Here is a 14822-nt window from a genome sequence, read left to right on the forward strand (position 1 = left end):
ATCCACCCCGGCCGCCCCGAAGTCCCGTCAGCTGAACGGATCCAGCGTGATGTACGCCTGTTGCGGATTGCCGTCGTGGACGAGCGACTCATGGGCCCCGACGTCGTCGAAGGCGAACGCGTACGCCTTGCCGTCGGCCATCTGGGCGTGGATCTGGCGGGCGTAGTGGTTGGTCACCGAGTCCTGGTAGAAGCTCGCCGAGCTGGTGTCCGGCTGGTTGGGATTGACCAGGAGGGTGGAGCGGTTGAAGCCTGCGCACAAGGTGCGGGAAATCGGGCCGCGTATCAGGTCGTTGGGGGCGTCGAGGAGCTTGTGGCAGCCGAAGATGCTGTCTGCGTCCGGCTTCTGGAAGCTGGTGACGGCGGCTCCGGCGCTGTTGGTGAAGTTCATGACGTTCCCGGAGACCCGGCCGAAGTACTTCGTGTTCGGCTGGTCACCGAAGGGCGTCACCGTCAGCGTCGACGAACTGTACTTCGTCCACACACGGTTGATGTAGTCGTCCATGACGGTGGTGGGCAACACGCCCGACCCGACCGCGTGGCCGGGGGCGAGGGCCCTCAGCACGGTGCCGTCGGACCGGGTCTGGATCAGGTTCGCCCAGCCGCCGGACTGGCCGCGCAGGGCGTTGATGACCGCGTTGTACCCGCCGGCCTTGAGGTGACCGGTGTTCTTCGTCGTCCCGTCGGCGAGCTGGACTCCGACGGCGTACGGGGCCGAGAACATGTCCACCTGTGTGCTGTTGAGCCACAGGCCGGAGTCGTTGAGTGTGTACTCGGACCAGTTGAAGAGGATGTTGCGGTTCGGGTCGCTCGGATTCTGTACGGCCGGCTGCACCAGACCGCCGGTGGTGAGCCGGAAGTCGAGCTTCTGCCCGTAGGAGAAGTAGACCCGGCCGGAGAACTTGGGCATCCGGATCGTCTTCGACTGCCCGTTGGCGGGTCCGGCGATCGAGGTGTCCGGCGCGGGCGTCGGCGGATTGCCGCCGGCGGGCCAGGCGTGGAAGGTGCCGTTCGCGTCGGCCCAGCCCTGCTGTCCGGTCGTCAGCAGTGTGCCGAGGTTGTAGATGTAGACCGGGTCGCCGCGGCCTGAGTTGTTCGTGAATTTCAGCGGGATGGTCGCCGGGACGGCGGCCTCGGCCCCGGACGGGGCCCCGAACGTGAACAGTGCTGCGGCAAGGGTGGCCGCGGCCACCGCCAGGGATCGCCACCTGAGTCTTTTGAGCACGCTCTTGTCCTCCTTCGGAAGGGACGCCTCCGGTTATTCTGAGAGCGCTCTCACGATTGCGCCGGGCTGCGTACATGTCAACGCTTCGCGCAAGAGTTGGTCTGGTCCAATTAGGGTCGCTCCAGTCGGGCGCGGAGGCGACGGGGTACTCCAATGGGCCCGTGCCGTTCGCGGAGCCCGGCACCGGCACGGAGCATGAGGGGAGCCCCGTACGGCAGGAAGAGGGCGAGCCCATGACCAGACGCATCCCCTCCGGTACCGGCCGATCGAACCGACCCCGCAGGATCGCCGCCGCGTTCCTGGCCACGCTCGCGTGCGGTGCCGCCCTCGCCTCGTGCGGTTCGGACGGCGACGACGACACCGGTACGTCCGTCAGCCCGCGCCCCACCGCGCCCGACGAGTCCTCCTTCGCGGGGGAGGCGCCGTCCGCCCTGGCTTCTGAGGCCGCGTCGGCCGTCGACTCCGCCCAGGCCTCCGCGTCGGCGGCGGCCTCCTCCGTGTCCGCCGAGGCCTCCGCGTTCGAGGCCTCGGTCTCGGCCGACACGGCGCGGGCCGCCGCGGCGGCCGAGGCAGAGCTGAAGAACGTGCGGGGCGGCGGCAACGCGAGGTCCGAGGTCGCCGTCACCGGATTGCCGAGGGCGCAGACCGGCGGGCTGCTCGCCGTGCTCGTCGCCATCACCAACAAGACAGAGCAGAAGGCCTCGTACGCCGTGCAGATCGACTTCGAGGACGCCGACGGCAAGGTCGTGGAGACCCGGTTCGTGGGAGCGCAGGACCTCGAACCCGGCAAGCGCGCCGAGCCCGTCGCCATCAGCAGGGAGCCCGTCGAGCCCAAGCTGACCCCTCGGCTGGCGAAGGCCCAGCGGTACTGACGCGCCGCCCTTCCCTGGTCGGCGGAGCAGGGAGACCGGGGCACGGAAGAGGCCGTGGACGCACCTCAACAACCAGCGCGTCCACGGCCGTTGAGAAACCTCAGGCCCCCGGTTCCCGCACCAGGTGCAGAGCCGCGCTGGACCAGTCGCCCGGCGGCAGGGCGACGTGCAGGCCGTACTCGGCGAGCACGGCGGCGTGGTGCACGTCACCCGTACGCGCGTCGCGATAGCGGGCCGCGGGGGTCAGGCCGCGCAGCCGGACCGGCAGGCGCGGGGCGCCGTGTCGGGACACGCGCCGGTACACCAGGAGCAGGGTCTCCGAGGCGTCCGCGGCGGTGTACTGCACCGCGGAGACTGCGTCCTCGGCCGGTGGCGAAAGACGGTCGAGCCTGCCGTGCTGCACGAGGTGGCGCACCTGCTTGTACTCGGCCACCAGGGCCGCGCCCTCGCGCAGTTCCTCCTCGGACCAGTGGGTGAGATCGCCCCCGATGCCCAGCGCGCCGGCCATCGCCACATGGAAACGGAAGCGCAGTGGAACGGTACGGCCGGTGAGCTGGTTGGGCACGTCCGTCACCCACGCGCCCATCGTGCGCGCGGGATAGATCTGGCCGTAACCGTGCTGGATCCCCATCCGGTCGGCGGCGTCGGTGTTGTCCGACGCCCACGCCTGGTCCGTGCGGGACAGGACGCCCAGGTCGACCCGGCCGCCGCCACCGCTGCACGCCTCGATCCGCAGCTCCGGATGGTCCGCGCGGAGGCGGTCGATCACGCCGTACAGGTTGCGGACGTACTCAGGTCCCAGGCGGTCGGTGCCGTCGGGACGGCCGGGCCAGCCGGCCTCGCTGAACGCCCGGTTCATGTCCCATTTGAGGAAGTCGATGCCGTGGTCGCCGACCAGTCGGGTCAGCCAGTCGTACGCCCAGTCCGCGACATCGTCGCGGGCGAAGTTCAGGACGAGCTGGTTGCGCAGCTCGGAGCGCGGGCGGTCGGTGAAGTGCAGGACCCAGTCCGGGTGTTGGCGGTAGAGATCGCTGTCCGGGTTGACCATCTCCGGCTCCACCCACAGGCCGAAACTCATCCCCAGCCGGTGCACCGTGTCCACCAGCGGCGCCAGTCCGTCGGGGAAGCGGTCGGGGGTGGGCGTCCAGTCGCCGAGGCCTGCGTGGTCGTTGCGGCGCGCCCCGAACCAGCCGTCGTCGACGACGTACAGCTCGACGCCGAGCTCCGCCGCCCGTTCGGCGAGCGCCTTCTGGCTGACCTCGTCGACGTCGAAGCCCGTCGCCTCCCAGGAGTTGTAGAGCACCGGCGCGACCTCGTCCGGATGCGGCAGGACATGGGCCAGGGTGTACGCGTGCCAGGCGCGGCTGGCGGCGCCGAAGCCGCCTTCGGTGAACAGGCCGACGAACGGGGGGGTGGTGAACTCCTCGCCCGGGTCGAGCGGCACGTTCGTACCGTCGTGGCCGACGCCTCCGGTGAATCCGGCCCGGCCGTCAGGGGTGCGCTGCGTGGTGATCCGCCAACTCCCGCTCCAGACGAGGGCGGCGCTCCACACCCGGCCGTGCTCCTCGGTGGCCTCGCCCGCGTCGAGCATCACCCACGGGTTGGCGTGATGGCTGGTGATACCGCGACGGCTGGTCAACACCGTCTCGCCGTACGGCAGTCGGTCCCGGCGCAGCTGGCTCTCGGCGGACCACTGGCCGGTGACGTGGCTGAGGCGGTAGTCCCGCAGCGGCGGCAGGCTCCAGGCGGCCGAGTCGGTGCGCAGCAGGGTGACGGGTTCGTCACCGGCGTTGCGGACGACGGTCCAGCGTTCGATGACGTCCGTGTCGCCCTGGACGCGGTAGTGGAGCGTCACATGCAGGGGATAGTGGCGGTCGCGGAAGGTCAGCGCCAGCTCGTCGTCGGTGACCCGCAGGCCGGCGGACTGCCACTCGAAGGCGCGTGATCCGTCCGCGAACCGGACCTGGAGCGACGGGGGCCCGTAGCGCGTACCGCCGTCCACGGGAAGTTCCTCCCCGACGGGGGCGACGCCCTCGAAGCTGCTGGCCGCCGGAGCCGGGGGTACGACGAGGGCCTCCGCCTCCGCGAGCGTCAGCCGTGGGCCCCACGCGAGGTGGCAGGGCGCCCCGGTCTCGTCGACTCTCAGCGCGTACGACGTGTTCGGTGTGGCCAGCAGCCAGACCCCGGTGTCCGGGGCGAAGGAGATCATCTAGAGGGGTCCTCACGTTCCAGGTGGTGCCACGAGATGGTAGAGAGCCAACCCCGACCTTCGATCATGTGTCAACACCTGGTTGAGATCTGTCTTTTACAGGCAAGGGGTTCGTCAGGGAGGGCGCCCAAGATAATCCTGCTTCTTTTATTGACAGCAGAAAATAAGGGACTTAAGTTCCGGCCATGCGCTCGACCAGTCGAACAGAGACGTTCCCCGGTCACACACCGGCCGTCTCCCAGATTTTCACCACCGTGCTCTCCCACGGTCCGCTCACGCGGTCGGAGATAGCGGGGCGGACCCAGCTGTCCGCGGCGGCGGTGACCAAGGCGGTCCGGCCCCTGATCGAGGCCGGGTACCTCCAGGAGGACGTCGACGAGGACGCACGGCAGGCGTCCCTCGGCAGGCCGGCCAACCCGGTGCTGGTCGACGGAGGCCGGGCGCTGTTCATCGGGATCAAGATGACGGGCGACGAACTCATCGCCGTGCTCACGGACCTGTGCTGCCGCATCCGGGTCGCCCGGCATGTGCCGCTCACCACCCGTGACCCCAAGGCGGTGCTGGCCTCGACCGCGGGGCTGGTGCAGGAGCTGCTGACGGAGGCCGACGGTTTCGGGGTCCAGGTACAGGGCCTGGGCATCGCGCTCTCCGGCGATGTCGACCGCGCGGCGGGAGTGGTGCGGTACTCACCCTTCCTGGAATGGCGCGACGTTCCGCTCGCCGATCTGGCCCGGATGACGACGGGGCTGCCGGTCACCGTCGACAACGACGTCCGGGCGCTGACCGTCGCCGAGCAGTGGTTCGGCGCCGGAGTCGGCCTGTCCGACTTCGCCGTGGTGACCGTCGGCGCCGGCATCGGCTGCGGTCTCGTGGTGCACGGGCAGGTCGTGAACGGCGCGTACGGCGTGGCGGGCGAGATCGGCCACGTCGCCATCGACCCGGCCGGCCCCCTCTGCCACTGCGGCAACCGCGGCTGTGTGGAGGCGATCGCGGCGGACTCGGCGATCGTCAGCAGGGTCCGGGAGGTGACCGGCGTTCAGGTCGCCGACGCCGCCCAGGCCCTGGACCTCGCCCATGACGGGAACCCCGGAGCGCGGGAGGTGTACGCACGCGCGGGGGAGGCGATCGGCCGCGGTATCGCGACCGTGGCCAATCTGTTCGGCCCCGAGCGTGTGATCATCTCCGGTGAGGGGCTGGCGGCGTACGACCTGTTCGCCGAGCAGATCCGGGACACGTTCGCCGCCGCCGCCTTCGGGTCGGCCGCGCTGTGCGACGTACAGACCCGTCCCCTGCCCTTCGAGGAGTGGGCGCGCGGAGCCGCGGCCACCGCGATCCAGTCCTTCATCCGAGCCGATACGTACTGACCTTCAGACTTCTCAACACCCCAAAACCCACCAGCAGTGACAAGCACTGATACGCACGAGGAGCAACGATGACGCAGCAGAGCCGCAATCCCTTGGCTGCGCGCGGACCCAGCCGCCGCAGAGTGACCGGTGGTCTGATGGGGCTCGGGGCCGCCGCCCTGGCCGCACCCGTTCTGTCCGCGTGCGGTGGGGGACCGGGAGCCGACCCGAAGACGGTCACCTTCGGGTCCAACGGCGCCGACGCCACCCCGAAGAAGGCCTACGCCACCGTCACCGACGCCTTCACCAAGGACAGCGGTCTGACGGTCAAGACCAACACGGTCGACCACGACACCTTCCAGAAGAGCATCACCACTTATCTGCAGGGCACCCCGGACGACGTCTTCACCTGGTTCGCGGGCTACCGCATGCAGTACTTCGCCAAGAAGAAGCTCGCCAGCCCGATCGACGACGTGTGGGACAAGATAGGCGGCGGCTTCAGCGACGCAGCCAAGCAGCTCTCCAAGGGCGAGGACGGCAAGTACTACTTCGTTCCGCTGTACAACTACCCGTGGGCCGTCTTCTACCGCAAGAGCCTGTTCGCGGAGCGCGGCTACCAAGTCCCGCAGAAGTGGAGCGAGTTCGTCGCGCTGGCGAAGAAGATGAAGGCGGACGGCCTCGACCCGATCACCTCCGGGTACGGCGGCGGCGACACCTGGAGCATCCTCGGCGCCTTCGACTACATCGACCTGCGTGCCAACGGCTACGACTTCCACATGTCGCTGCTGCGCGGCGAGACCTCCTGGACCGACAAGCGCGCCGTCGCCATCCTCGACACCTGGCGTGAACTGACCCCCTACTACCAGTCGAGCGGCGGTGGCCGCTCCTGGCAGGACGCCGCGCAGTCCATGCTGGACAAGAAGACCGGCATGTCGGTCACCGGCCTCTTCATCGGCCAGCAGGTCACCGACGAGGCGATCCGCAGCGACCTCGACTTCTTCCCCTTCCCCGAGATCGACTCCGCGTACGGGCAGGACGCCGTCGAGGCCCCCACCGACGGGTTCATGCTCAGCCGCAGCCCCAAGAACGAGGACGGCGCCAAGAAGTTCCTGGAGTTCCTCGGCGGCGCGCAGGCCGAGGAGCTGTACGCGGGCGTCGACCCGAGCAACCTCGGTGTCAACGAGACGACGTCCACCGCTTCGTACAACACCCTGCAGAAGAAGTCGTCCGAGCTCATCGGCTCCGCCAAGAACATCAGCCAGTTCGCGGACCGCGACAGTGACCCGGGCTTCATCTCCACCGTCGTACTTCCCGGCCTGACCGAGTGGCTCAGCCACCCCGACGACGGCACCGAGACGCTGAAGAAGATCGAGTCCCAGCGCTCGCGTTACTTCACGGCCTGATCAGGACCGGAAAGGTCGCACGCACCGTGTCCTCCGTACCCTCACTCCGCACCGTCCGTAAACGCGCCCGCAGTCTCGGCCGCGGCGACCGGATCTTCCTGACCGTCATCATCGGCATCCCGCTTGCCGCGCTGCTCTTCTTCGTGTGGCTCCCCGCACTGGCCTCGGTCGCGCTGTCCTTCACCACCTGGGACGGCATCGAACTGACCGACATCCAGTGGATCGGCCTGGAGAACTACAAGGAGATCTTCACCAACTACCCGCCGTTCTGGCCGGCGGTGCAGCACAACGTGATCTGGCTGCTGTTCACGGCCCTGCTGCCCACGCCGTTCGGTATCTTCCTCGCCTACCAGCTGGACCGGAAGATCCGCTTCACGAGGATCTACCAGACCGCGATCTTCCTGCCGATGGTGCTCTCCCTGGCCGTCGTGGGCTTCATCTGGGAGATCATCTACAACCCGGACACGGGGCTCCTCAACGGCCTTCTCGACGCGGCAGGTTCCAGCGAGCACATCGACTGGCTCGGCAATCCCGACTTCAACCTGTGGGCGGTGCTTGTCGCTTCGGCCTGGCGGCACACCGGCTACATCATGATCCTCTACTTGGCGGGGCTGAAGGGCTTCGACCCGGCGCTCAAGGAGGCCGCCGCGCTCGACGGCGCCAACGGCCGCCAGACCTTCCTGCGCGTGGTCTTCCCGGCCCTCAAGCCGGTCAACATCATCATCCTGGTCGTCACGGTCATGGAGTCCCTGCGGGCCTTCGACATCGTGTACGTCCTCGGAGGCGGTGTCGGCAGCAAACCCGGCATGGAACTGCTCTCCCTCCTCATCACCGACAACATCATCGGCGAGTCCAGCCACATCGGTTACGGGTCCGCCCTCGCGGTCATCCTGCTCCTGGTCTCCCTTGCCGCCATCGGCACCTTCCTCTTCCAGACCGTCCGCAAGGAGGACCAGTGACCACGACCGTGCCGCGTCCGGCCTCCCGTCTGCGGGCCAAGCGCGATCCCCAGTCCCATGACGGCCCGTCCAAGCCCCGTAGCCAGGCCGGCCGCCATGTGATGCTGGGCGGTATCGCCCTGCTCTGGCTGGTGCCGCTGCTGTGGGCCATCTACACCTCGCTGCGTCCCTACTCGGACACCGCCAAGAACGGCTATCTCTCCTGGCCGCACAGTCTGAGCTTCGGCAACTTCACGGACGCCTGGGAACAGTCCGGGATGCCGCACTTCTTCTGGAACTCGGTCCTCATCACCGTTCCGGCGGTCCTGGGCACCCTGTTGTTCTCGGCGGCGGTCGCCTTCTTCGTCTCCCGCTTCGACTTCCGCTGGAACATCGTCCTGCTGATGCTGTTCACCGCGGGCAACCTGCTGCCGGCCCAGGTCCTCATCACCCCGCTGTACAAGCTGTATCTCCTCATCCCGCTGCCGTACTGGATGACCGACTCGCTGCTTCTGTACAACTCCATCTGGGGCATCATCTTCATCCACATCGCCTACCAGTGCGGGTTCTGCACCTTCGTGCTCAGCAACTACATGAAGACGATCCCCAAGGAGATCTCCGAGGCGGCACTCGTCGACGGCGCTCCCATCTGGCGGCAGTTCTTCCAGATCATCCTGCCGCTCTGCCGGCCGGCCTTCGCGGCTCTCGCGACCCTCGAGTCGATCTGGATCTACAACGACTTCTTCTGGCCGCTCGCCCTCATCGAGAGCGGCGACAAGCGACCCATCACCTCCGCCCTGGCCAACCTCCAGGGCGCATACTTCACCAACCCCAACCTGATCGCGGCCGGTGCGCTCATGACCGCGATCCCCACGCTGCTGGTGTACTTCGCGCTTCAGCGCCAGTTCATCAGCGGACTCACGATCGGCTCCGGCAAGGGCTGAGCCCCCGGAACGCAAGGGCTAGAGCCGCCCTGTGCCCCAACCGTCCCGTTGACAACGTCGTCCTGGAGGTCGGACCCCATGCGGTCATCGTCGTTCTTCACCATGCCCGGAGCCACGCCACGCTCCGGCCGTCGTGCCATAAGAGCCGTGCTCGTCATCGCCCTCACCGCGGGCGTGGCGACCGCCGTCCCGGCGGCTCAGGCGGAAACACCCACTCCCGCCGCCGCCACGGCGGCCGCCACCACCGAGCTGGCCGCCAAGCCGTTCATGGGCTGGTCCAGTTGGAGCATGCAGTCGTCGAAGTACCCGGGCCTCAACCCGGACGGTGACTACAGCTACCTCACCGAGGCGAACGTCCTCAAGCAGGCGGACGCCCTCGCGGCCACGCTGAAGCCCTACGGCTACGAGTACGTCAACATCGACGCCGGCTGGTGGATGGACAAGACCTGGAAGTCCGGGTTCGACCAGTACGGCCGCCAGACGCCCGACCCGGTCCGTTTCCCCAGTGGCATGAAGTCGGTCGCCGACCACATCCACTCCAAGGGCCTCAAGGCCGGCATCTATCTGCCGGTCGGCCTGGAGAAGGGGGCGTACAACGACGGCAAGACGCCGATCTGGAACGCCGAGGGCTGCACCACGGCCGACATCGTCTACAGCGACCTGCGCACCACCAACGGCTGGGACAGCGCGTACAAGATCGACTTCTCGAATCCGTGCGCGCAGAAGTACATAGACTCCCAGGCGCAGCAGTTCGCCGACTGGGGCTATGACTTCCTCAAGCTGGACGGCGTGGGCCCGGGCTCGTTCAAGTCCGGTGACAACTACAACAACGTCGCCGACGTCGCCGCGTGGAACAAGGCCCTCACCACCGCAGGGCGCCCGATCCACCTCGAGGTCTCCTGGTCGCTCGACATCAACTACGCCGCCGACTGGAAGAAGTACACCAACGGCTGGCGCATCGACACCGACGTCGAGTGCTACTGCAACACCCTGGTCACCTGGGAGAACTCGGTCGAGGACCGATGGGACGACGCCCCCGCGTGGAGCAACAAGGCGGGCCCGGGCGGCTGGAACGACCTCGACGCCATCGACGTCGGCAACGGCGAGATGGACGGCCTCACCAAGGCCGAGCGGCAGAGCTACATGACCCTGTGGGCCATCAACAAGTCGCCCCTGTACACCGGTGACGACATCACCAAGCTGGACAGCTACGGCGTCTCCCTGCTGACCAACAAGGAAGTCATCGCCGTCGACCAGAGCGCCTCGCCCGTGGCGCGTCCGGTCACCTCGGTCAACGACCAGCAGGTCTGGGGCACCAAGAACGCCGACGGCAGCTACACCGTCGCCCTCTTCAACCTCGGTGAGTCGCCGGCCTCCGTCACCGCCAACTGGGCATCCTTCGGATTCACCGGCAACGCCTCCGTGCGCGACCTGTGGAACAAGTCGAACCTCGGCACCTACAAGAACAAGATCACCGCGACGCTGCCCGCGCACGGCTCGCGGCTGTTCACCGTCAAGCCCGGCGGCACCACGTTGGCGACGACCGGCTACGAGGCCGAGGCCGAGGCCAACACCCTCTCCGGCAACGCCTCCGTCGGCGGCTGCGACGCCTGCTCCGGCGGCAAGAAGGTCGGCAACCTCTACACCGGCGGCAAGCTGCAGTTCAACGACGTCACGGTGAAGAAGGACGGGATCTACACCGTCAAGGTCGCCTACGTCAGCGGTGACGCACGTTCGGTGAACGTCTTCTCCAACACCGGTAACGGCACCAGCCAGAAGTTCCCCTCCACGGGCGACTGGAGCACGGCCGAGACCATCAGCGTCCAGCTGGCGCTGAAGGCGGGCACCAACACGATCACCTTCGACAGCGGCAGCGGATACGCGCCCGACATCGACAAGATCGTCGTCCCGCAGTCGGTCTGAGTTCGATCGACAGGGTGGTCGTTGCGCAGACCGCCTGAGTCCAGTCGACAGGGTGGTCGTTCCGCAGACCGCCTGAGTCCAGCAGTCCGTCCGATCTGCTTCCCCGCGGGGCCCGGTGAGTCGACCCCGGGCCCCGCGGGGAACCGCCCCAACGCCGACGTCGCCTGCGGTGATTCCCCCCATCTCCCGTTTCCGCAGCGGTCGTACCCCCACCGGCCGTTTCCGTATGAGCCGTTCCCGCACGAGCCGTTCCCCCGGATATGGAGTGCACAACCGTGGACATCCAGCACACCGAACCCAGCGACAACACGCCCAGCCGCAGAGGCTTCCTGGCCCTCGCCGCCGCTGCCGGCGCGGGCACCGCACTCGGCATCCTGCCCGCCTTCACCGCTTCGGCGGCCCCCCTGCGCCCGACCGAGTCGCCCATGCTCTCCGCGGCCGACGCCGCGAAGAACCAGCTGTGGTGGCAGGCTCCCGGCTCCCCCAACTCGATGATCGAGCAGGGGCTGCCGGTCGGAAACGGGCGCCTCGGCGCGCTCGCGAGCAACGACCCCTCCAGCGAACTCCTGATGATCACCGACGCCACCCTGTGGACCGGTCATCTCAACGACAAGCTGCAGAGCGACGGCCAGTTCCCCTACGGCCGCGACGACTTCGGCTCCCTGACCCTGCTGGGCAAGCTCACCGTCGCCATCCCCGGCCACGACCTGGCCAACGTCAACGGCTACCGGCGCACCCTCGATCTGGCCCAGGGCCTGATCAGCACCTCGTACGAGATCTCCGGCGTGACCTACCGCCGACAGGTCTTCGCCAGCCGCCCGGACGACGCCATCGTCCTGTACTTCTCCCAGCAGGGCGGCGGCTCCTACACAGGTACCGTCGACCTCGCCGGCACCCACGGCGAGTCCACCACCGCCAACAGCGCAGGGCGGTACGCCTCGTTCGGCGCCTCCTTCGCCAACGGCCTGAAGTACGGCGCCGCCGTCACCGCCTACAGCGGCACCGGCCGGGTCCGCGTCGACGGTACGTCGATCACCTTCAGCGGCTGCAAGGACCTCACCGTCGTGGTCAGCGGCGGCACCAACTACGCGCCCGACGCCGCCGCGAAGTACCGTGACCCGTCCGTGGACCCGCAGCGCCTGGCCAGGACCAAGGTCCTGAACGCGGCCGGCCACTCGGCGAGCACCCTCCTGCACACCCATGTCGCCGACTTCCGCCCCCTGTTCGGGCAGCTCGACATCAGCCTCGGCACCTCGTCCGCCGCGCAGCGCGAACTCGACACCTGGGAGCGCGTGCAGGCGCGCTACCGGGACGACGTTCCCGACCCGGAACTCGAAGCCGCCTACCTGCAGTTCAGTCGCTATCTGATGATCTCCGGATCACGGGGCAGCCTGCCGATGGGTCTCCAGGGCCCCTGGCTGGACGGCAATGACCCGGACTGGATGGCCGACTACCACACCGACATCAACATCCAGATGAACTACTGGATGGCCGACCGGGCGGGCCTGTCCGAGTGTTTCGACGCCTACACGGACTACTGCGTCGCGCAGCTCCCCGACTGGACGGACGTCACCCAGCGGCTCTTCAACGACCCCACCAACAGATACCGCAACTCCAGCGGAAAGATCGCCGGCTGGACCGTGGCCATCTCCACCAACCCCTACGGCGGAGGCGGCTGGTGGTGGCACCCGGCCGGTAACGCCTGGCTCTGCCAGAGCCTGTTCGAGCACTACGAGTACACCCAGGACCTCGCCCACCTCAAGAAGATCTACCCGCTCATCAAGGGCGCCGTGGAGTTCTGGGAGGCCCGCCTCATCACCACGACCGTCACCGACGCGTCCGGGGCCGAGCGTGAGGTCCTGATCGCCGACAGCGACTGGTCCCCCGAGCACGGCCCGCTCGACGCCAAGGGCATCACCTACGCCCAGGAACTGGTGTGGAACCTCTTCACCAACTACCGCACCGCCACCGGGCTGCTTGCCAAGGACGCCGCGTACGCGAAGACCATCGACGGTCTGCGTGAGCGTCTGTACCTGCCCGTGGTCAGCCCCAAGTCCGGCTGGCTGGAGGAGTGGATGTCACCCGACAACCTGGGCGAGACCACGCACCGGCACCTCTCCGCGCACATCGGCCTCTTTCCGGGCGACCGGATCCGTCCCGACGACTCCACGCCGAAGGACATCCTCGACGGCGCGACCGCGCTCCTCACGGCGCGCGGCATGAACAGTTTCGGCTGGGCGAACGCCTGGCGCAGCCTGTGCTGGGCGAGGCTGAAGAACGCGGAGAAGGCGTACCAGCTGGTCGTCACCAACCTGAAGCCGTCGGTGGGCGGCGGCAACGGCAGCGCGATGAACCTCTTCGACATCTACGAGGTCGAGCAGGGGCGCGGCATCTTCCAGATCGACGCGAACTTCGGCACCGGTGCCGCGGTCATCGAGATGCTGCTCTACTCCCGCCCGGGACACGTCGAGTTGCTGCCCGCGCTGCCCGCCGCCTGGGCGGAATCCGGCTCGGTGTCCGGCGTGGGCGTCCGCGGCGGTTTCGTGGCCGACCTCAGCTGGACGAAGGGCAAAGTCACGCAGGTGAAGCTGAAGAGCGTCGGCGGTCGTGCCACGACGCTCGTCGCAGGCGGCGCCTCGCGGAAGATCAGCCTCAAGCCCGGTGAGTCCGTCACGTTGCGGAACCTGGGATGAGGCCCGCCTCCTACCGGCGCCTGCTGGTGGGCGCCGTCTCAGCGCTGGTCCTGGCGGTCTGCGGACCCCTGCCTTCCTCATCCGCGACGCAGCAGCAATCTCCGCCGCAGGCCCCGACGGTCACCACGGCGGCCCCGGCCGCCGCGAAGGGCACGCACTCCGTCGTCACCTGGGGCGCAAGCGCCGACCGGCAGAGCGAGGGCCCCGCCGACCGCAGCTACCGGCTGATCGTCCGCACCAGTGTCGGTGGCTCGAACATGCAGATCCGGCTGTCCAATGCCTTCGGCGAGAACCCGGTGACCTTCGCGAGCGCCTACGCGGGCCTGCAGAAGCAGGGCGCGGAGCTGGTTCGCGGCTCCAACCGGAAGCTGTCCTTCGGCGGGGCCGCGTCCGTCACCGTCCCGGCCGGCGAGACCGTGCTCAGCGATCCGCTGCCCGGAAAGCTGGCCGCCCAGAGCAATCTGGTCATCAGCCTGTACGTGACGGGCGCCAAGGGACCGACGACCGGCCACGGCATGGCGATGCAGACCAACTACGCGACCGCGGGCAACCACGCCGCCGAGGAGGGCGCTGCCAGTTGGACCGATCCGATGGGGTCCTGGTACTGGCTCGACGCCGTCAACGTGGAGACCTCCACCTCCATCGGCTCCCTGGTGGCCCTCGGCGACTCCATCACCGACGGCTGGCAGTCCAGCACCGACCTGAACCGGCGCTGGCCTGACTACCTCTCCCGTCGGCTCCAGGAGGCGGACACCCCCGTCAAGGGCGTCGCCAACGAAGGGATCTCCGGGAACAAGGTGCTGGTGGACGGCGCCGGGCAGAGCGCGCTGAACCGTCTGCAGCGCGATGTGCTCTCCCAGCCCGGCGTGCGCACGGTCTTCCTCTTCGAGGGCGTCAACGACATCAAGGGGGAATCGGGAGCAACGGCGCAGGACATGATCGACGGTTACCGGAAGATCATCGATCAGGCCCACGCGGCGGGCAAATGTGTCGTCGGCTCCACCATCGCCCCCTTCAAGGGCTGGTACGAATGGAACTCGGCGGCGGAGTCGGTGCGCCTTGAGATCAACGAATTCGTCCGCAACAGCGGTGAGTTGGACGCCGTCACCGACTTCGACCAGATCCTGCGCAGTCCCTACGACCACGAGAGGATCTCGCCGTTCTTCGACAACGGCGATCATCTGCACCCCAATGACGTGGGGATGGGCGCGATGGCCGACGCGGTCGACATCGGGAGCCTGACCTCCTGCTGAGGCCAGGCTCCGGACATTGG

General features: G+C 68.1%; 10 protein-coding genes. 8 read left to right on the forward strand and 2 right to left on the reverse strand.

The window, feature by feature from the left end; genetic code table 11:
• Positions 1-27: 27 nt before the first annotated feature.
• Entirely contained in the window at positions 28-1224 is a 1197-nt protein-coding gene (locus tag ACFYPC_RS24705) for a glycoside hydrolase family 64 protein (RefSeq protein ID WP_388679996.1), read from the reverse strand.
• 233 nt (positions 1225-1457) lie between these two features.
• Between ACFYPC_RS24705 and ACFYPC_RS24710 the strand changes: the two genes are divergently transcribed.
• Complete coding sequence (locus tag ACFYPC_RS24710) at positions 1458-2096, forward strand: hypothetical protein (RefSeq protein WP_388679998.1); 639 nt, start codon at positions 1458-1460, stop codon at positions 2094-2096.
• Positions 2097-2196: 100 nt separating this feature from the next.
• Here the strand turns inward: ACFYPC_RS24710 and ACFYPC_RS24715 are convergent, their stop codons facing one another.
• Positions 2197-4305, reverse strand: a complete 2109-nt coding sequence (locus ACFYPC_RS24715) for an alpha-galactosidase (RefSeq protein ID WP_388680001.1) — start codon at positions 4303-4305, stop codon at positions 2197-2199.
• Between the two features lie 185 nt (positions 4306-4490).
• Here ACFYPC_RS24715 and ACFYPC_RS24720 point away from each other — a divergent pair, with 185 nt between their 5' ends.
• From ACFYPC_RS24720 to ACFYPC_RS24750, 7 genes are all read left to right on the forward strand, one after another.
• On the forward strand, positions 4491-5669 hold the full coding sequence (locus ACFYPC_RS24720; RefSeq protein WP_388680003.1) for an ROK family protein: 1179 nt from the start codon (positions 4491-4493) through the stop codon (positions 5667-5669).
• Between the two features lie 68 nt (positions 5670-5737).
• Positions 5738-7051 carry an ABC transporter substrate-binding protein gene (locus tag ACFYPC_RS24725; RefSeq protein WP_388680006.1) on the forward strand — a complete coding sequence of 438 codons (1314 nt, stop codon included), beginning with the start codon at positions 5738-5740 and terminating at the stop codon, positions 7049-7051.
• Between the two features lie 26 nt (positions 7052-7077).
• On the forward strand, positions 7078-8010 hold the full coding sequence (locus tag ACFYPC_RS24730) for a carbohydrate ABC transporter permease (RefSeq protein ID WP_388680008.1): 933 nt from the start codon (positions 7078-7080) through the stop codon (positions 8008-8010).
• Positions 8007-8933 carry a carbohydrate ABC transporter permease gene (locus ACFYPC_RS24735; RefSeq protein ID WP_388680010.1) on the forward strand — a complete coding sequence of 309 codons (927 nt, stop codon included), beginning with the start codon at positions 8007-8009 and terminating at the stop codon, positions 8931-8933. Before ACFYPC_RS24730 ends, ACFYPC_RS24735 begins: the two co-directional genes overlap by 4 nt.
• 78 nt (positions 8934-9011) lie before the next feature.
• Positions 9012-10856 (forward strand): alpha-galactosidase D, encoded by a 1845-nt coding sequence (locus tag ACFYPC_RS24740; protein WP_388680012.1) that lies wholly within the window; start codon positions 9012-9014, stop codon positions 10854-10856.
• Between the two features lie 260 nt (positions 10857-11116).
• A complete protein-coding gene (locus tag ACFYPC_RS24745) occupies positions 11117-13549 on the forward strand; it encodes a glycoside hydrolase N-terminal domain-containing protein (RefSeq protein ID WP_388680014.1) in 2433 nt (810 codons plus the stop codon).
• Complete coding sequence (locus ACFYPC_RS24750) at positions 13546-14802, forward strand: SGNH/GDSL hydrolase family protein (RefSeq protein ID WP_388680017.1); 1257 nt, start codon at positions 13546-13548, stop codon at positions 14800-14802. Before ACFYPC_RS24745 ends, ACFYPC_RS24750 begins: the two co-directional genes overlap by 4 nt.
• The last annotated feature ends 20 nt before the right edge of the window (positions 14803-14822 follow it).

This window comes from Streptomyces sp. NPDC005808, assembly GCF_042871385.1.
Lineage (GTDB): Bacteria > Actinomycetota > Actinomycetes > Streptomycetales > Streptomycetaceae > Streptomyces.